Source organism: Mesorhizobium sp. ANAO-SY3R2 (assembly GCF_042466635.1).
Classification (GTDB): Bacteria; Pseudomonadota; Alphaproteobacteria; order Rhizobiales; family Rhizobiaceae; genus Aminobacter.
Genome location: NZ_CP159955.1, coordinates 2,415,897 through 2,434,609, shown reverse-complemented (window position 1 = coordinate 2,434,609; position 18,713 = coordinate 2,415,897). Strand labels below are relative to the sequence as shown.

At 62.6% G+C, this 18,713-nt stretch carries 17 protein-coding genes; 1 reads left to right on the top strand and 16 read right to left on the bottom strand.

The genetic code is table 11. The features are described from left to right. Positions 1-74: 74 nt before the first annotated feature. The 12 genes from ABSY17_RS16795 to ABSY17_RS16740 form a co-directional block, all read right to left on the bottom strand. Positions 75-284 (bottom strand): hypothetical protein, encoded by a 210-nt coding sequence (locus ABSY17_RS16795; protein ID WP_378943158.1) that lies wholly within the window; start codon positions 282-284, stop codon positions 75-77. A gap of 189 nt (positions 285-473) precedes the next feature. Next, positions 474-1,106: a hypothetical protein gene (locus ABSY17_RS16790; protein ID WP_378943155.1), complete on the bottom strand. Its 633-nt coding sequence runs from the start codon at positions 1,104-1,106 to the stop codon at positions 474-476. Then, positions 1,106-1,978, bottom strand: a complete 873-nt coding sequence (locus ABSY17_RS16785; RefSeq protein ID WP_378943153.1) for an ABC transporter permease — start codon at positions 1,976-1,978, stop codon at positions 1,106-1,108. The genes ABSY17_RS16790 and ABSY17_RS16785 overlap by 1 nt, the downstream gene beginning before the upstream one ends. Further along, positions 1,975-2,748 (bottom strand): ATP-binding cassette domain-containing protein, encoded by a 774-nt coding sequence (locus tag ABSY17_RS16780; protein ID WP_378952777.1) that lies wholly within the window; start codon positions 2,746-2,748, stop codon positions 1,975-1,977. Before ABSY17_RS16780 ends, ABSY17_RS16785 begins: the two co-directional genes overlap by 4 nt. Positions 2,749-2,821: 73 nt before the next feature. After that, the gene (locus ABSY17_RS16775; RefSeq protein ID WP_378943151.1) at positions 2,822-3,283 is read right to left on the bottom strand and encodes a hypothetical protein; all 462 of its coding nucleotides are present in this window, start codon (positions 3,281-3,283) and stop codon (positions 2,822-2,824) included. Between the two features lie 43 nt (positions 3,284-3,326). Further along, positions 3,327-4,301, bottom strand: coding sequence for a YVTN family beta-propeller repeat protein (locus ABSY17_RS16770; protein ID WP_378943148.1), 975 nt, complete (start codon positions 4,299-4,301; stop codon positions 3,327-3,329). A gap of 25 nt (positions 4,302-4,326) precedes the next feature. Continuing rightward, a complete protein-coding gene (locus ABSY17_RS16765) occupies positions 4,327-5,556 on the bottom strand; it encodes an ABC transporter substrate-binding protein (protein ID WP_378943145.1) in 1,230 nt (409 codons plus the stop codon). A gap of 219 nt (positions 5,557-5,775) precedes the next feature. Further along, positions 5,776-6,351 carry an S-(hydroxymethyl)glutathione synthase gene (gene gfa, locus ABSY17_RS16760; RefSeq protein ID WP_378943143.1) on the bottom strand — a complete coding sequence of 192 codons (576 nt, stop codon included), beginning with the start codon at positions 6,349-6,351 and terminating at the stop codon, positions 5,776-5,778. Between the two features lie 61 nt (positions 6,352-6,412). Beyond that, positions 6,413-7,540 carry an S-(hydroxymethyl)glutathione dehydrogenase/class III alcohol dehydrogenase gene (locus ABSY17_RS16755; protein ID WP_378943141.1) on the bottom strand — a complete coding sequence of 376 codons (1,128 nt, stop codon included), beginning with the start codon at positions 7,538-7,540 and terminating at the stop codon, positions 6,413-6,415. A gap of 356 nt (positions 7,541-7,896) precedes the next feature. Then, the gene (locus ABSY17_RS16750) at positions 7,897-8,271 is read right to left on the bottom strand and encodes a hypothetical protein (protein ID WP_378943138.1); all 375 of its coding nucleotides are present in this window, start codon (positions 8,269-8,271) and stop codon (positions 7,897-7,899) included. Between the two features lie 339 nt (positions 8,272-8,610). Continuing rightward, positions 8,611-8,880 (bottom strand): hypothetical protein, encoded by a 270-nt coding sequence (locus ABSY17_RS16745; protein WP_378943135.1) that lies wholly within the window; start codon positions 8,878-8,880, stop codon positions 8,611-8,613. Positions 8,881-9,148: 268 nt separating this feature from the next. Further along, a complete protein-coding gene (locus ABSY17_RS16740; RefSeq protein WP_378943133.1) occupies positions 9,149-9,865 on the bottom strand; it encodes an outer membrane protein in 717 nt (238 codons plus the stop codon). 343 nt (positions 9,866-10,208) lie between these two features. Between ABSY17_RS16740 and ABSY17_RS16735 the strand changes: the two genes are divergently transcribed. Next, the gene (locus ABSY17_RS16735) at positions 10,209-10,979 is read left to right on the top strand and encodes an outer membrane protein (RefSeq protein WP_378943130.1); all 771 of its coding nucleotides are present in this window, start codon (positions 10,209-10,211) and stop codon (positions 10,977-10,979) included. An 87-nt stretch (positions 10,980-11,066) separates the two neighbouring features. Here the strand turns inward: ABSY17_RS16735 and ABSY17_RS16730 are convergent, their stop codons facing one another. From ABSY17_RS16730 to ABSY17_RS16715, 4 genes are all read right to left on the bottom strand, one after another. Further along, positions 11,067-12,140: a helix-turn-helix transcriptional regulator gene (locus tag ABSY17_RS16730; RefSeq protein WP_378943128.1), complete on the bottom strand. Its 1,074-nt coding sequence runs from the start codon at positions 12,138-12,140 to the stop codon at positions 11,067-11,069. 429 nt (positions 12,141-12,569) lie between these two features. Next, positions 12,570-14,813 (bottom strand): SulP family inorganic anion transporter, encoded by a 2,244-nt coding sequence (locus tag ABSY17_RS16725; protein ID WP_378943126.1) that lies wholly within the window; start codon positions 14,811-14,813, stop codon positions 12,570-12,572. Beyond that, positions 14,798-16,594 (bottom strand): ATP-binding cassette domain-containing protein, encoded by a 1,797-nt coding sequence (locus ABSY17_RS16720; protein WP_378943124.1) that lies wholly within the window; start codon positions 16,592-16,594, stop codon positions 14,798-14,800. Before ABSY17_RS16720 ends, ABSY17_RS16725 begins: the two co-directional genes overlap by 16 nt. Continuing rightward, positions 16,584-18,596 carry a cysteine peptidase family C39 domain-containing protein gene (locus ABSY17_RS16715; RefSeq protein WP_378952774.1) on the bottom strand — a complete coding sequence of 671 codons (2,013 nt, stop codon included), beginning with the start codon at positions 18,594-18,596 and terminating at the stop codon, positions 16,584-16,586. Before ABSY17_RS16715 ends, ABSY17_RS16720 begins: the two co-directional genes overlap by 11 nt. Positions 18,597-18,713 lie beyond the last annotated feature (117 nt).

Here is an 18,713-nt window from a genome sequence, read left to right as displayed (position 1 = left end):
GGGGCTATGTCGCTGCGCCCCCAGCACGCACACAGGCAAATCCCGTCATAAGCTGTTTTGTCCCGGCGTTTTCTTTAGGTCGGCCGTGCCTTGTCCGGAAATGCGCATTTCCAGCGCACGACCTTGAGGGCGGGGTGCTCAACGGACCATCTCGCAATTTCAGGCGGCGCCAGGGTCATGCACTGCACCAGTGAGCCGCGGTTCTCGAAATAGAGGTGCTCAGTCCGACATTCGGCAGGGTTCGCCGCGAGGCAAACCGTGAGGATAAGATCGATCAGGTTCATTCATCAGGCACCCCGTTGTCGCCTCAAGGCTGCTCATCCGTCTTCCGGGCGACCGTGTCTCGGGGCCGGATGTGCATGTCTTTGAGATTTCCCGCAGGTGCCGGGCCGGAAACCGTTGGCAATGAGGCTACGCGCTCACCCAGAGACCGTCAACACGCTCGGGGCGAGCAGGGAAGGCGCAATGGGCGGCTATTTCTGCACCATCATCTCGCCAATCGTCTTGGCAAGTGCATACAGCCTTTGCTCGATCAGGGTTGGCACTTCGCAGACATAGGTGAGCGATTGCACGCGTTCCTCGAAAATCCGCGTCTCCCATGCTAGCCGATCGGTCTGAGCTGCGATCTGATTGACATCGGCATCGGGCTTGCTGCGGAGTGCGTCGACGTCCGAGGCCTCCTTGCGCAGCCGCGCCGCGAACTCGAGTTGCCTGCGGGCATAGCGCGCGATGCCTGAAATGACCTGTGAGCGCTCGGCGTTCATGTGGTCGAACAGGCCCTGAACCAGCATCGCCAACTTGGCGTCGGCCTGGCCGGCCGGCAGGCTGGCGGCGAAATCGCGTATGTCCTTTTGTGCGTCGGCAAGCGGCAGGCGTCGTGCCGCCAGCTCTTGCACCAGTGCCTCGACGTTCTTGTCTTTGGACCAATCCTTGGCCGCAGCGGGCAATTCCGGACCGTTCCATATCTGACCCAGTGACAGTTCGGGCACCTTCCGCTGGATGCAGGGCCAATCCGGACTTTGGTTTGCCGCACCGCTCGCGATACTTGGCGCAGCACCCAGCGCCGCTGCGATTGCCAGGCCGCGAACAAGTTCCATGCGCGCCATCAACCGTTTCCTCCCGTATCCTGCTTTCTCGCCATCAGTCCGCGCGACGGATCGTATGCGATGATGGCGCCGGCAAGAAAAACCACAGCGCAGCCGATTAGGACAGCCAGTGAGACCCAGTCGACCTGGCCGTAGAAGGCGAAGCGGATCAGTTCGACGGCATAGGTGAACGGGTTGGCGAGGCAGATCTTGTGCAGCAGCGGGCTCGCCTCCTGGATGCGCCACAGCGGGTAGAGCGCAGGCGAGGCGAAATACATCGGGAAGATCACGAAGTTCATGACCCCCGCGAAATTCTCCAGCTGCTTGATCCAGGAAGACAGGAAAAGCCCGAGCGCGCCGAGCATCAGCCCGGCCAGGAATAGCGCCGGCAGCACCGTGAGATAGCCGAGCAGGGGCGCCCTGACGCCCCAGAACCAGGCGATAGCCAGGAACACGTAGACCTGCGCGATCGACACCGCGACGCCGGCGAGCAGCTTGGACACCAGCAAAAACCAGCGCGGGAACGGGCTGACAAGCAAAGTGCGCATGTTGCCCATCTCGCGGTCGTAGACCATCGACAGCGATGACTGCATGCCGCTGAACAGCAGGATCATGCCGCAAAGGCCCGGCGTGATGTAGACCTCGTAAAGCACATAGGTCTTGTAGGGCGGGATGATCGAGACGCCGAGCACCTGGCGGAAGCCGGCCGCAAAGATGAAGAGCCAGAGGAGCGGTCTGACCAGTGCGGAAATGAAGCGTTCGCGCTGGTTGAGGAAACGCAGCCCCTCGCGGATGAGGATGCCTTTCAGACAGATCAGATAGTTGCGGACGCCGAAGGCCGTCGCCGGCAGGGGCAGGGTGCTGGCCGTCCTTTCTGGTGACAGGCTTTTCATGCAAAACCCTCCGGCGCGGCGGCCTTGCGGCTGAGCTTCGCAAATGCCTCGCCGATCGTCTTTGTGCCCGTCGCTCGGATCACATCCGCCGCACCGGCATTGGCGACCAGATTGCCCTCGGCGAGAACCACGACATGATCGCTCTCATCCACCTCGTCGATCAGATGCGTCGCCCAGAAGGCGCTGATGCCCTCCGTCTCCACCAGCCTGCGGATATCGGCGAGGATGGCGGCGCGCGATTGTACGTCGAGCCCGACTGTCGCTTCGTCGAGCAGGAGCAGCGGCGGCCGGTGCAGCAGCGCGCGGGCGATCTCCACGCGTCGCATCTGGCCGCCCGACAAGCTGCGCGCCTTGTCGTGCAGGCGACTGCTCATCTCGACGGTTTCAAGCACGGCGTCGATCCTGCGGCGCGCCTCTGTTGAGCCGATGCCATGCAGCGAGGCATGATAGGAGAGGTTTTGGTAGACGCTCAGGTCGAGATCCAGCGTGCGCGCCTGAAAGACGATGCCGAGGCGACGAAGCGCTTCTCCCGGAGCGCGCCTGATGTCGTGGCCGAAGATGCGGATCGAGCCGTGGCGCGTGTCGTAGAGATGGCTGATCAGGGAGAACAGCGTGGTCTTGCCGGCCCCGTTGAGGCCTAGCAGGACAGTGAAGCTCGCTGGCTCGATCGAGAACGTGACTTCGTTGAGCGCCCGTTTCTGACCATAGGAGTGGCTCACAGCGGTGACGTCCAATGCCGCCACTGCATCCAGCCCTCCGCCAGTCCTCAGATGCCGCACGCCGGCTCGCTCCTTGTCATCAAGAGTTAGTGCGCCGGGAACCCTTGGCATCTCCCCGACCCATCTATTTGACCGTTATCGTCCCCTTCATGCCCTTGTCGGCGAGATCAGGCACCGACCAGGAATAGACGCCTGGTCGCACCGTGGCGAACTGGACCTGGATCGTGCCGTCACTGTCGAATTCGAGCCATGCCGGCGCGCCGTTCATGTGCACTTCGAGATCGTTGATGACGATCTGGTTCATCCAGACGTTTCGGAAAAGGTCGGTCTGGAACTTGTATTCGAGGCCGCCCGCCGCCGAGATCTTCCAACGATAGCCTTGGCCGGCGATCAGCTCGAAATCCTTTCGGTTGACGGTGAACTGATCGTCCTTCGTTCCCAGGATCAACTCCGGCACATCCTTGCTGGCACGGCTAACCTTTTCGGTGGCCGCCGGTTTCTGGGCATCGTCATCGTCGTCGGCCCAGGCCAGGGAGTGCATCGCGGCGAGGCCGATTGCTGCAGCGAATGCGATCACCTTGAACATCTGTCGCTCTCCTACCTCTGATCTGCCGATGGTTTTCGCTCTATCAGTTCGGCGACACGACGATGCCCCATGGCAGCGCGCCTACCGTAACCGACTGAATCGGTTCATCGGTCGCCACATCGATGAAGGTGATGTCGTTCGACACGCCGTTGGTGCTGATGATGGTCTTCTGGTCGGGCGTGAAGGCGAGCTGCCAGACGCGCTGGCCGACCAGGATGTATTTCTCCACCTCGTAGGTTTCCGTATTGACCACGGCGACGTGGTTGGCCGGGCCGAGCGCGACATAGGCCTTCTTGCCGTCCGCAGTGATCCGGATGCCGACGGGCTGAATGGACTCGGTGCGCAGCCCCGGAATCTTGAAGGTTATCTTGTGCTTCACTTCGCGGCTCTTGTTGTCGATGACCGATACCGTGCCGCCGATCTCCGCACTGACCCAGACCTCCGAGCCATCCGGCTTGAATTCGGCGAAGCGCGGCCGCGAATCCACCAGCACATTGTCGGTGATCTCATGCGTCGCGGTGTCGACGAAATGCGCCATGTTAGTCGTTTCCGACGTGTTGACCAAGGTCTTGCCATCTGGGCTTATGCCCATACCTTCAGGCTCGACGCCGACCGGAATCTCGGCAAGCACGCTCTTGCCTTGGACATCGATCACGGTCACCAGATTGTCGTCCTCGTTGGCGACGTAGAGCCTCGTGCCGTCGGGTGAAAGCACGAACAATTCCGGGTCGGGACCAGAGGGCAGGGTGCCTATGATCTCGAGCGTGGCGGTGTCGATGATCTCGATCGTGTCGTCGTCGCTGGCGCAAAGGTAGATCAACTTGCCGTCATGCGAGATGGTGATGCCGCGCGGCCTCTGGCCGACATTGACCGACTTGACGACCTGCATCGTGGCCGAGTCGACCACCGTGATCGTGTTGTCCTTCTCGTTGGAGACATAGACACTATAGGCCGATGCTGGGCCGACTGTGAGCGCAAGCGTTGCTGTGGCAGCCGCTATGGACAATCGCCTTCGCATCGAACCCCTCCGTATTGTTCAGACCCTATTTCAGTACGCATTTCGTCTCGGGCTGATCGACACCCAGCGTGTCCAGTTCCGAAACCTGGTGCAGAAAACCCTCCTGGGGCGAGGTCGTCACGACCGAACGTCCGTCGCCGAGGAATATCGGCTGGCGCAGCTGCCAGTTCCATTTTCGGAATGTGAGCTTCTGGCCCTTGAAGGCGGCGATCGAGAAATCATCCCCCCGGATGAAGGCTTCGATCTGCTTCTCGTCGGCGCCTCGCGTCCTCGTTGCGGCGTCGCCGACGATGCGCGCTGCCGTCCAGGCCGACATGTCCTTGGACAGCATGCGCCGGCCGTTGGCCTTGGCGAAGCGGTTCTGGATCTGGCTGCCGCCCCATTGTTCGCTGGCGGGATGCCAGGCCGACGGAACCAGTCCCGCCGTGCCGGCGACGGGCCTGGGAATCCAGGTATGGAACGGCACATAGGTGCCAAACACCTCGCTCTCGTCGGCGACCAGCACGACGTCGTGGTCGGGCAGGTCCTGCATGAAGACCGGCATCTGCCGCTGGACCTGCACGACGCCGGTATCCGTGCGCCGCGCCGTGCCGGTGTCCTTGAATTCCTTTTCGCCGACGATCTGCCCGCCGAAGCGGTTCGCCGCCCTCCGCATCGCATCGGCGAAGAGTTGGTCGCGCTCATGCGAGCCGTAGAGCAGCACCCAGCGAGGCCATTGCTTCCAGATCAGATACTGCGCCAGGCCGTCGGCCAGCATCGAGCGCGTCGGCGCGATGTGGAACACGTTCACGCGGCATTCCTCCTCGCGCAGCACGTCGTCGGGTGCGCCGACATTGAAGAGCAATACACCGTTGTCCCGCGCGATGTCGGCGATCGACAGCAATTGTCGTGCTGAGAGATCGGCGAGTACGTAGCGGTCGCCCCTTTCGACCATGGTCTTGAACACCGGTACTACGTCGGCATCCGGCTTCACCTCGGTGACATCGAGCATGAACTTCTGGCCGAGGAACTTGCCGGTCGTGTTGTTGTCGGCAATCGCGACATTGGCGCCAGCCACGCCTTCGTCCGGCGGCGGAGTGTCGAGGACCGAGAGCGCCAGTTGCGGTGCATAGGCCCGGAGATAGCCGATCCTGATCTCGGTGACCGGCTTCTCGGGCCTCGCCTTTTGCTGCGCCGTTTCTTGGGCTAAGGCGGGCCATGGGGCGACGCTCGCCAGAACCAGTGCGACGAAGACCAGGAGAGTATTCGGCACCATGCTCCTCATTGCTTGCGCTTTCTTACACGCTCCGTCGTCCGCCCCGGGGATGGTGCACTGTTTGGTGATTTCGCTGATATCGGGCCCGCCCCAGGGCCAGTTTGCTGTGGCCGTTGCCCGACACGCCTGCGATGCCGACGAGCACGTTTTCGCGCACGTCAACAACGAGGCGCATCGAACAGCCAGAAAGCCCCGGCAAAGCCGTGGCGTTTGATTCTACTATGACTTCAGTACACCGGACTTTTTCGCCACCCACGTGGCGATATAGTCCATCAAGGCCGGCGACAGACAGTCGTAGGGCTCAAGCCCGAGTTCGCGCAACCGGGCGCGCACGCCATCCATCTCGGAGGGATCGACCCCGGACTCGATGATGGATGAGACGAATGCGGCAAAGCCGGGCTCGGCCCAGCCCTCCTCTTCGAAGCGTTCGGGGTGGATGAAGTCGAGGCCCTTGAAGGCGTGGTCACGCTCGACCGGACCATACATGTGCACGCCGCATACCTTGCAGGCGTGGCGCAGGATGAGTGCGGTCGGATCGACCACGGCGAGCTTGTCGCCGTTTTCCAGCACTGTCACGTTCTCATGCCCTGTCACCGCCACGATCGAGAACTTGGCGCCGTCCGGCTTCCAGCATTTGGTGCAGCCGCAAGCGTGGTTGTGGGCGACCTGTCCCTTGATCGCCACCTTCACCGGCCGGTCGGTGCAGGCGCAGACCAGCGTGCCGCCGGAAAAGCTTGGGCTGCCGGCCTTCACCCCACCATCAATGGCCGGATGTATCGTGACTGTACTTGCCATCACATGCTCCTCCCAGTTGTGGATATTGTGGACCCGGCCGAAGCCGGGCCGGTGAACCGTCTCAGTAGACCACGACGCTCCTGATGGACTTGCCTTCATGCATCAGGTCGAAGCCCTTGTTGATCTCGTCCAGCGTCAGCGTGTGGGTGATCATCGGGTCGATCTGGATCTTGCCCTCCATGTACCAGTCGACGATTTTGGGCACGTCGGTGCGGCCGCGGGCGCCACCGAAGGCGGTGCCCATCCAGGTCCGGCCGGTGACCAGCTGGAACGGCCGCGTGGAGATCTCTTGGCCGGCGCCGGCGACGCCGATGATGACCGATTTGCCCCAGCCGCGATGCGACGATTCCAGCGCCTGGCGCATCACCTTGACGTTGCCGGTGCAGTCGAAGGTGTAGTCGGCGCCGCCTATCTGGTCAGCCCCCCGCTTGGTCATGTTGACGAGAAAGGGCACGAGGTCGCCGTCGACTTCGGTCGGATTGACAAAATGAGTCATGCCGAAGCGTGTCCCCCATTCCTTCTTGTTGTTGTTGATGTCGACACCGATGATCATGTCGGCACCGGCAAGGCGCAGGCCCTGGATGACGTTGAGGCCGATGCCGCCCAAGCCGAAGACGATGGCTGTCGCCCCGATTTCCACCTTGGCCGTGTTGATGACCGCGCCGATGCCGGTGGTCACGCCGCAGCCGATGTAGCAGATCTTGTCGAAGGGCGCGTCAGGGTTGACCTTGGCGACTGCGATCTCGGGCAGCACGGTGAAGTTCGAGAAGGTCGAGCAGCCCATGTAGTGGAAGATCTTTTCGCCGCCGATCGAGAAGCGGCTGGTGCCGTCGGGCATCAGGCCTTGGCCCTGTGTGGCGCGGATGGCGGTGCAGAGGTTGGTCTTGCGCGACAGGCACGACGGACACTGCCGGCATTCGGGCGTGTAGAGAGGGATGACGTGGTCGCCCTTCTTGACCGAGGTCACACCCTTGCCGACATCGATGACGACGCCCGCACCTTCATGGCCGAGAATAGCCGGGAAGATGCCCTCGGGATCGGCGCCCGACAGGGTGAACTCGTCGGTGTGGCAAATGCCGGTCGCCTTGATCTCGACGAGCACCTCGCCGTCGCGCGGGCCTTCGAGGTCCACTTCCTTGATTTCAAGCGGCTTTCCGGCAGCTATAGCCATGGCGGCGCGGGTTTTCATGGCGGTCTTCTTCCTTGCAAAAAGAAGTCGAGGCCTCAGGCCAGCTCTGCTGACTTAATGTCTTCCCACAGTTTTAGAGCCGCAATACCGTCGCGCGGAAATCCAATCGTCTAAGGCGCCTGATCTGTATCAGCGGTCTCAATGCGCACATGTTATCATTGACCGAGCGAATGCCAAAGCAGATCTCTCAGCGCCTTGTCCGCTCGCCACCAAGGGTGCGGAACGTGGGCAGCAGGCCATGCTGCCCAATCCAATCGCTAGATCGGATGCTGAAAAGGCAACTTCATGTGAGATTTCTCGCCGACGCCAAATATAGCGGCGTAAGCGACATGTTGCCGATCTGAACAGGCGGTCGATTAGACCGCGCGAGTGCGAAAGATAATCGTCGCGAACATCAGCACGCCGACAAATGTAACCAGTGATGACACGGCAACAACTGGCTCCAAGGACTGGTTGCCGGTCAGGAGCAAGTAGAGGGCGGGCGTCATCACGATCACGCCGCCGGTGTAGACAAAGTACTGCACCTTCGCCAGGCGGGTCTTGGCTCCTTGCGGGTTAAGCGCATGAAACGCGCCGAATATTGACATCGTCACCCAACCGAGCAGGTTGATATGCGCGTGTGCGCCGACTGCTACGTAGTTGTGAGCGATCGACATCTGCAGGCCGAGCAGTATTCCGGCTATCAGGAAGCAGATGGCAGTTATGAAGTACATTCTGGAAATGTTTGGCATGTTCCCCCCAAGACGTTACGGTTTTCACTAAGCCGGCCAAACGCTGCGCTCGCCGCTCACTCCTGCAGTGCACTCGGTGGTCTGACACTGACGCTGTTGCATGGTCGGGTTCGTGCTGTCACCGCGTGAATTTGACATTGGGACGTAGCGTCATGAAGATGAGACGTGCAGTCATGGTGTTTGGAGACGAATGCCGCGGAGGCGGCCTGTCAGGTGGCCATCTGCCGAGGTGCCTGAACGCGGCGAACAAAAACCCAGGTGTCAGGCCGGCCGCTCTCGAGCAGCGGCGGGGGGTAGCCCGTATGTCATTGCCGCCGATGGTGACCGGCGAGGCGCCCGCTAGCCGATGTTGCGCCGCCTGGTGTCGGGACCTTTCCAGCCGGCGAGCATATCGAATGCTTCCAGGCCGTCCGGCCGTTGGTCGTGGTGCGGGCGCTGCCCGGCCAAGGTGACAAGTGCCCATGCTTTGCCAAGTAGCCGACCCAAATACGATGGCCGCGGGCGAGCCGGTTGCTCCACCAGCGCTTCGCCGATCTGCTGCATCTGAACTGCTTCGTCCGGCATGTTCGTGCCCTTTCGGTGCTCGCTCCATTGCTCATTTTCGTTCATGTCTTGCCGGCCTCCATGGCGAGCCAGGAGGCCTCAGATCAAACGCCGAAATACCTGTCTGTGATCTTGAGCATGCCGTCACTGCCCCGAACGAGATTGCCGTGCACATTGGGATGTTCAGTCATCAAGATGAGACGTGCAGGCATGATGTTCGGCGTCCGATGCCGTGGCCTCAAGGCACGTGCCTGTCAGATGGCCATCTGCCGAAGCCCCGAACGGTGCAAACAAAAACCCCGGCGCTCGGCCGGGGATGGCGGAAGGCTGGCGATCAGAACTTGTAGTTGACGCCGATCTTCAGGGCGTGAGCGTCGAAGGCGTCATCATACGTCCTGTTGTTCCCGCCATCCACGAAGCGATGGAGCTCAATGTTTCCGTTGAAACGGTAGTATTGATACTCCGCCTTTACTGTCCAGTTATCGGTGACCGCGTGCTCAATGCCTCCGCCGAGCGTCCAGCCCGTTACAGTGTCGGAACCATCAGCATCGACGGACATGCCGTTGCCGCCTGTATCGCCCAGTGCGATGTGTGAGAAGCCGATACCGCCCTTGGCATAGAAAAGCGTTCGATCGAATGCGATACCGGCTCGCGCAGTCAAACTGGCAAGCCAATCCATTTCAACATCGATATCCGCGACATCGCTGCCAGCAGCTAAGATGTTATTGAGCCCATTCGCATTAGACCAAGCGATGTCGCCCTCAACACCAATAACCCAATTATTAATCTGGTAGTTGTAGCCGACCTGGATGCCGCCGAGCCAGCCGTCACTATTGATCTCTGCTTGCTCAACAAGCGAACCGGTTGGCTCAAGATAGTCGCCAGTTCCCTGGGTCCATGCATAGCCTGCATGCAGGCCGATGTAGCCACCAGTCCAGACAAAGCCCCCTGCGGCCGCTTCCGGCGCGGCTTCATAGGCAACAGCATCAGAGGCAAGCGCGCTGCCAGCTGCGGCAAAAAGGAATGTCGTGGCGAGAAGTGCCGTTTTCATAATCCCGTCCCCCAAATCAGTGGGGCACAACACGCAGGTTGCGCCGGTTCGATCGAAGCGCTGCCATTCCAGAGCGCGAGAGAGCCGACGCAACGCAAGTGGAAATGTTGCGCGCGCCGGCCAACCAGCAGCGCATTTCGGGTGAACTGCTGCCGTGGCTCTCGCATGTCCAAATTGCGCTGTCACTGCCGCAACTGAGGTCGCCGATCACAATGGGACGTCCAGTCATGAAGATGAGACGGACGGTCAAGGCGAAGTATTATCGCGCCATGCTATGGACGTGAATACTTCTAACAATGCGACATTTGGGGCTGTTATGAAAAATTCTGCCAGAATTTCTGCCTTGTCTTCTTCCGTAACTTCCGTTTTGATCTTGGCTTTGTCCTCAGCTCAGGCCGCAGACCTGATCGTTGAGCCAGCGCCGGCGCCGGTTGCGGAGCGCTTCTCATATGATTGGAGCGGCTTCTACATCGGCGTCCATGCCGGCATTGGCGGCGGCACGTTCAATCACGTGTTCAATCACATCGCCGACTCCTTGGATGAAGGTGGTGACTACCGTCAAACTGAAGACATAACGGCCTTTGGCGCGTTTGGTGGCGTTCAGGTCGGCTACAATCACCAGTTTGTTCCCAACTGGGTTGCTGGCATCGAAGCGGATCTTTCAGCATCCAGAATCAAGGCAAGTGATTCCCGAAGCTACAACTGGTTCGATCACAACGAGTTCGGCAAGCGTGAGATTGAGACCAAGATCGACTGGTTTGGCACGATCCGCGGTCGCCTCGGCTATGCAATGGACAACTTCCTGATCTACGGCACGGGCGGCGCCGCCTACGGCAGCATCAAGACTTCCGCCATCGATAGTGCCTCCTGGAACGACGGCACCGGCGGATATTACGACAGTCACTCGTTTTCGGACATCAAGCTGGGTTGGACGGCCGGAGCCGGTTTCGAATATGGCCTGACCGAGTACATCACCCTCAAGACCGAATATCTCTATGTCGATCTTGGGAGTATCGAGACTTCCGGATACAATGAGTTTCACAGCAGCGACGGCGACACGAGCGTGGATACGGCCTTCCACACGCTCAAGACCGGCCTGAACTATAAGTTTTGATCCGCGCGACTGAGACAGGCTGGGGCGGCTTTCGAGCCGCCCTTTTCATCTGGTGCGAGGCCCACAAAATGCCGGCCTGCAGCGCAGTCATCCTGCGTCTTCCGATTCCCTGGCCTTGGCAGACACGAGCCAGGCTTCGGCTGTCGAGCTTTCAGTCCCCGCATCGTTCTCTGCCCAGCTCAGGTACAAAGCGCTGCCTTGCGCGCGCATGGTCAGGGCCAGCGCCGCGCTTGGGCTCATTTCATAGCGCGTCCGGAAAGCGCGACTGAAATGTGCTTCGCTGCGAAATCCATTCTGGTGGGCGATGGCAGATATCTTCAACTTGCCGTCAGATCTTACGATGGCCTGTAGGGCGGCTGACAGCCGTTCGCCAAGCAGCCAGCGTTGCACGCCACCATGCTCCTCAAACGAACGAAACAGTTTCGATCGCGACATCCCCAGTTCGAGCGCCAGATCTTCGGGACCAAAATCCGGATCGGACATTTTCTTTCTGGCCAGCCGATGGGCGCGATTCAAGACGGAGAAATCGTCACGCGTCTTTCCCGGCGTAGCGGCAGGAAGGGTGGTCGCAGCAAACCGCAAGATGCCGTCGACGGCCGACTGAGCCTGATCGACGCTGAGCCCGTCGATATGATCCACCAGTGACCTGATCTGGGACCCGAGAAGATAGCCAGCGCTGCTGCTTGGGTTCAGCACCATGCCATGGACATTGCCTTGCAGGCCGGAAGGTGCGTTCGCCCTGTCGAATGTTAGCGTTATCCCCTCGTAGCCGGGCGTATAGGATTCATAAGGTAGGGAATAGTCGACGGCTACGATATCGCCAGGAACATGGGTTCGCTTGTGTCCGTCGTAGTCGGTTACAACGCTTCCCTCTGTAAGCAGATAAATCGACATCTGAGAGATCGGTCGGTCATCGATGACGCGCTGTGGTCGAGACATCATCATCGCCGACCCTCCGTTGACCTGCAGGAAGGCCTCGGGAAGCTGCCATGTGCAGCCGTGAAAATCGAACGCCGCCGGATCTGTCTCGGCCGGTATTGCGCAGTCAACCAATTTGGAAAGTGCAGCCTTCCAGGCAACGAAGCACTCCACCCCTGGAGGGTATGGCCAAACTATACCTAGCGACGCGCATGACCTGGCGTTGGTGTCGGCTTCGAACATCAGTACTGCCCCTCCGCGCCCCTAGAGATCGCAAGCCCGCCACAGTCGATGATTGCAATCCCGCCGCCGTGCGCCATGTTCGGCGAGATGGTGGCGGCATGACCGGGATCACGGCTACGAGTGCGGCGGCAGACAACCGTGTCTATCGTACCCGAAAAGAAATTGAAATATTCATAGCACTCCCGTTACGTCCCTAGTAATCTCTGATCGACGCAAGCCTTCTTATGATTTTCGATAATCTGGTATCTGTCTTTGGAGGCGTAGTTTATTGCGTGACGCGGGCGTTACTTGTGTTTGCCCTGCATCGAAACGACGAAGAGTGTGAGGGCCGATCGGAGGTCACAGCCACAACTCCGCCTATTGGTCTCCCTCACATGGTGCTAGCCGGTGGAGACATATGGAAGGCAAGCCCCGGAATAGCCCGGCCGGCTAGCCGCTCACGAGCATCGTCATCCGGTTTGAGATCGTCAGGCGCTCGGCGAGCGCGCGGGCGAAAAGGCGGTGTGCCAGGACCGCGAGTTCCGGGTCTTGCATTTCGAGTTGCTCCAGCGCTGGGCGTGTCAGCTTGAACAAGGTCGCAGACCTTTCGACAATGACATCGGCGGTGCGGGTGCCGCCGAGATAGAAGGCAACCTCGCCCAGCACCGCGCCGGCCGTCATGCTGCGCAGGCGCAGCGCCCGGCCGTTGGCAAGGGTGAGCTGGACTTTGACTGCCCCCGAGCCGACCAGGAAAATATCGTCGGCTTCTTCGCCGGCGTGGATCAGCCGCTTGCCCGCGGGGTGGTCTATGCGCTCCATGACCGACACCAGTTCCGCCAGCCGCGGATGCGGGCCGAGCGCGCGCATGAGCTGGATCGCGATATCTTCGGGTTCTGGCACGCCTCCGCTTGCCGTGATGAGATGCTCTTCGCAGGCTTCGAGCGCGTGGTCGAGATCGGCGGCGATGGCAATCTTTCCCCGGGCGCGCGTCTCCTCGACGGTCCGTTCCAGCAGATGCGCCACGGCCAGGGGCAGGGCCGAGAGCGTGATTGCGACCCCTTCGGCGGCTGCCATGTTGAAGATCTTCTCAAGGCCCGCGACGGCGGCGGAATCCGCGCCGCCGACATTGCGGAAATCGAGGATCAGGAAACGCGGCGCGTCGCCTTGCGCGAACCGACGCCGCACGGCGCCGACGACCTGCTCCATCGTGCCGAAGAACAGATAATTCTGCAGCTCGAGGATATGGATATGGTGGCCGTTTTGGTCGAGGACATGGCCGGCGGCGGCGGAGCGGTCGCTGCTGCTGCGCCGGTCGCGGCCGCTGGCGGCAAGGCGGATGGCTGGTAGGCGCGCATAGTTGAAAACGAAGGTGACGACGGAGCAGACGAGACCGACCGCCATGCCTGTCATGAAGCCGAACGCCATCATCGACAGCACGATCGCAAGCACCACCGCCCATTCGAGACGCGGCAGGGTTTTGCGGGTGGCAAGGGCCCAGTCGTACAGTAATTCGCCGCCCAGTATCATCATCAGCCCGGCAGCAAGGAAGAGTGGGACTGCGCCAGCAAGCTCCATGGCGAAAGGCAGGGCCATGGCCGTCACGGCGGCGGTGGCGAGGCCGGCGGAACGGCCGGTGACGCCGAGTCGGCGGGCGAGCAGCGTCATGCCGAGGCCGGTGAAGCCGGAGGCGCCGCCGAGAAGGCCGACGGCGATGTTGGCCTGTCCGGTCATCTTCAGTTCCGCATTCGCGTCGATGTCGCGGCCGGCGGCCAGTTCCAGCCCGCTGGTGTTGAGCAACAGGCCGGCCATGGCGATCAGCGGAACTGAGACGAGCATCGGCAGCACGGAAAGCACCGCCATCCAGTCGGCCTCGCGGATCACTGCGAGCGGCGAGGGCAACCGTAGGCCGCCGGAACCGTAGAGATCCGGCAGCCAGCCCCAGGCGCGGACCGTTTCCAGCGGCAGCCCGGTTACCCAAAGAGCGATGTAGAAGAATGCGATCGAAACGAGCATGATGATGGGCGCTGCAAGCGGGCTTGGCGACAGGCGCAAGCCGGCCGCCATCGCCAGCGCGAAGAGGATGGCCGGCAGCAGGATGCCGAGGACGGCGGGATCCCGGAAGGATCGCGCCATTTCGAACACCGTGTAGGCGTTGCTGACCATCATCAGCGCACCTTCGAGCAGCAGCCAGCCGGAACCGGCAAGAAATCCCGCGACAACGGGGTAAGGAAGGAAGCGCACGAGGGCGCCCAGGCCGAACCGGCCCGACAGGTAGAAGAAAAACCCCGTTGCCAGCGTGCTGGTGGCAAGTATGGCAAAGGCCGTGGCGACCTTCTCGCCGGTGCTCGCCGCGGCCATGGCGCCGGTCGCGGCAGTGACGGCGGTGGCAAGTATCGCGATGGTGGTTTCCTGCACCTGGGCGACGCTCGTCGCATAGCGGCTGCGGAGGGAAACGTAGACGGCGAGGATGACGGAACTCAGCAGCATGACGCTGACACCGGCGCCGAAGCCTTCCGAAAGGGTGCCTGAGAAGATCAGGGCCGCGAAGGCGACGCTGGTGCCGAGGCCGTCGATGCCAGCGATCAGGCCGAACATGGCGGAGCGGGGGGAGGCGCGGGTCAACGCGGGGAACGCGGTCCTCGGTGCGCCGGGCTGCGCTGCGGAAGGTTGGGGCGGGTTCATGCGGCGGGGCATCGATGCTCCTGCGCGATTGGGGCGAGGTCAACGGTCCGATCCGCCAGCAAGGCCAGGTCGGCCCTGTGCGTGGCGAACAGAACGGCGATGTCGCGTCTGCGGACTGCAGCAATGATGCCGGTGACAACATCGCGGTCGAGGTTTGAGAAGGTCTCGTCGAGGACGAGCAGGTCCGCCCCCTGCGCCAGTGCGCGTGTGATCAGTAGTTGCTGGCCCAGGCTTTGCGGAAAGGCACCCTCCACCACCAGCGTCTGCATACCCATCGGCAGGGCGGTGATCGCACTGGCAAGGCCCGCATCGGCGGCTGCCTGGAGGATTTCCGCCTCCCGCACCATCGGCGCGTTCTGGCCGATGACGCCGCGAATGGTGGCAACGCCGATCGGCGTATCCTGGAAGATACCGGCGATGCGGTCGCGATAGCTTGAAAGCGCCTGCCAGTCGCGCCGCTTGCCGTTGATGACGATGTGTCCGGCCTGCGGGGGCCTGAGCCCCATCAGGATAGCGAGGAGCGTTGATTTCCCGCTGCCCGAAGGGCCTGTGAGGGCCACCACCTCGCCACGGGAGAGCGCCAGCGAGAAGGCGGTGAAGAGCGGGGCGGAGGCCGGGTCAAGGCGAAAGCCAACGCCGTCCAACCGCACGGTCTCGATATGTCTGACCGGCGCTTCCGCCGCCGCCGGGGACGGCTGGTCAAGCCTCATGGCCTTTATTGCCTGGACCTTGCGCCATGCGCCGAGGATGCGGGCGAGGCGCCGTCCGAGATCGGCCGCGCAATAGGTCGCTGGCACCAGGAGGAGCAGGCTGGAAATGGTAGCGGCATCGACGGGAGGCCATGCTGCGAGCGCTATCGCGAAACTCGCTGCGGCAAACCAGAAGGGAGCGGCGCCGGCAACTGTGGTCAGGATGCGCGAGGTGCGCCGGCGTTCCGCGGTTTCCTGCTGCAGGATTGCCAGTTCGCGGAGCTTTTGGGGAGCCAATCCAAGTTGCCGCAAGCTGGTCATCCGACGCGCCAGTCGAATTTCGAGCCTTGAGAGGCCATGCCGGCTGAATTCGAGACGGTCGCTCGACGCGAGACTGCGTTCTTCCAGCAGGAACGCAAGGCCAAGCGCTAGCGGGATGACGATCGCTGGCAGCGCATCTAACCTCGTGTCCGGTGAGGACAGGATCAAGGCCGTGGCGGCAATCGTCAGCGCCGCGGGCGCGAGCAGGTTCCTGCTTTCGGCTGCAAGCGTGAGCGCGCCTTCCAGCCCGCGTTGGAGCAGGAAGGCCCGACGCATGGAATCGTCGCCCGCGTCGTCGGCGTCGGCAGCGGGGAGCGGAGTTTCGATGATCCGGTCCCAGAAGCGGGCGTGGATGCGGACGCTTTCGTCGCGCTCCAGCCGCTGACGGGCGGGCGAGGACGCCGAAAACAGGCAGGTCGCGCCAACGATGAGGCCGGCGCGGATGAGGTCAGTCGGCGCCTGCCACAGCAGATAGGGCAGGAGCAGCGCCAGGACGGGGAAAGCGGCGAGCATCCCATCCGCGAGCACGGCCGCGCGGGGACCCGACAGCGGCCAGCGCGCCGTCCAGCGGCGAAGTGAAAGCCCGCTTGCCGGAGCCGTGGGATAGGGCATGTCGACGCGTTCCGCCCCGTCGAGGCTGAGGCGCCCGCGCCCGCGCCATGCCTTGCCGTCGCCGTCGCGGATGAGAAGCGGTCCGGCGTCCTGCCAAGGTTTCAGGGCTGATGCGAAGCGCACCCGCCGAGACCTCAGGCGTTCCCGTCCCTCGATGCCCTCAGGCTGCATTGGCAGTCCCCAGTTCCAGCCGTTGGTCGCCGGCGGAAAGCAGATCGGCATTCTTCGTCGTGACGACGAGGATCATGCCGAGTGCCCGCAGCCGGGAGAGAATGGTCTTGGCAAGTGCGGTCTCGACATTGTCCAGCGCCTCGTCGAGCACCAGCAGGCGGGGCGAGCGGCAGAGCGCGCGGGCGACGGCGATACGGCGCAACTGGCCGCCGCTCAGGCGCGGCTGGTCAGCGTTGAGGATGAGGGAAAGTCCGCCGCGCGGCGCCAGCACCTCGTCGAGCCCGACGAGGCGGAGCGCGGCCCGCATTGCGCCATCGTCGATATCAGTCGCGCCGAGGCTGAGATTGTCCCTGAGCGTCCCCGGCACGATCGGCACGGAATGGTCGACGAGGATGGCCGCGGTCGGCGGATGGCCTGCAAGGGGCATGCCGTCGAGGGTCACGATCCCCTCCGTCGGCTCCAGCATGCCGCAGGCCAGCCGGGCGAAGGTCGTCGCCCCAGCGCCAGAGGGACCATGTACGACAAGAGCCTCCCCGGGCGAGAGGCAGGCGGACACATTATCCAGGAGCGGGCGGGTGCCGCCGCCGGCATGCCAACTGGCATTTTCCATGCGGAACGTTCCGTTCGCCGGCCGCGGTGGCACGGGCCGGTGCTTCTCCGTTGCGGCCGGCAGGTCATCCAGCCGGTGCAAGGCGTCCTTCAGCGGCTGGGAGGGAAGGTCCCTTCCGAAACGCCGGAGCATCAAGCTGCCGGCTGCGGCCAGTCCGAGCGCAAGGAGAAGGCCAGGCATACCGGCTTGTGCGGCGAGATGGAGGGGCGCGGCGACTTTCACTGTGTCGAGCATGAAGAGCGCCGTGTCCAGGCGCCGCCGTTCGTTGGAGGTCTTGAAGTATTCGGACGCGACCAGAGCATGATGCCCCCCCAGGCGGCAGAACAGTCCGTCGCCGGCTCGGCCGATCCTGTACCAGTCGGTGTCGGCGAGGTGCTCCGCATCGATACCCTGCGCGGAAAGCTCTGGATGGCCGAATCGAGCGATGCGGCCGCCGCGACGGATCGAAGCCCAGGCAAGCAGGGCCATCTGGAGCAGACTGGCGAGCGCGACCGGCAGAACCGGACCGGGCGCGAGCGCCGTGCCTGCGGCGAGTGCTGCCAGCAGCCAGAGCGCAGCCAGGAGGGCCCGGAGAATGTTGGTGTCCTGAACGTGATCGAGGGCCGAAAACTGGGCCAGTGTCTGCTCCGGCTTGGCGAACAGGTAGTGCTCGTTGCCGGCCTTTCCGAGCGCTGAGAATACGTCGGCGCTCCGCCGGCTCCGCGCATTGAGCCCGGCCTGTTCCGCAAGGAGGATCGCGCAACCGCCTGCGCAAAGCGATGCCGCCAGAAGAAAGAAGCCCATGCCGGGGCTGGCCTGTCCGTCCGCCGCCAGATGCCAGATTCCTGCCGCGGCGGTGATGCCGCCCCCGGCGGAGGCCGCGCCGGCGAGGCCAAGCTTCCCCAATTGCGACTTCCACAAGTGCAGCAGGGCGGTCGCGAAGGTGAACGGCTTGCCGCGCCGCGCCACCTTCTCCGGTTTCAGCGACAGCACGATGCCGGTGAAATCCCGGTCGAATTCCGCACGGTCCAGTATGGTCGGTCCGCAGGACGGGTCGTTGACATGCACGACCGCGCTGCCGACGCGCTCGACCACGACGAAATGGATGAAGCGCATATGCGCGATCAGCGGCAGGCCGATGGCGGGCAGGTCTTCCGGTTCGGTGCGGTGGGCCTTGGCCTCAAATCCGTAACCGCGGGCAATGTCGCGCAATTGTCGGACCGTCGAGCCGAACAGGGTGGAGCCCGCCTGCCGGCGCAGCTCCGCCATTGGCACATGCAGTCCATGGTGGCCGAGCAAGATGGAGAGTGCTGCGACGCCGCATTCGGCATGCTCGCCCTGTCGTACCTCCGGCGTCCGGGCGCGTAATCTTCCTGTCGGAAGCCTGCCGTTCTCTATCGTCAAAAGACCCATGGTCCGCATTGGTTGAAGCGCGCTGTCCGTCGTCTGACCGATACCGGAACGCGCGGGTATGCGGAGGTGAAAAACACTGCCTGGGACAAAAAGCGACTATTTAGGGACGGAAAGGAC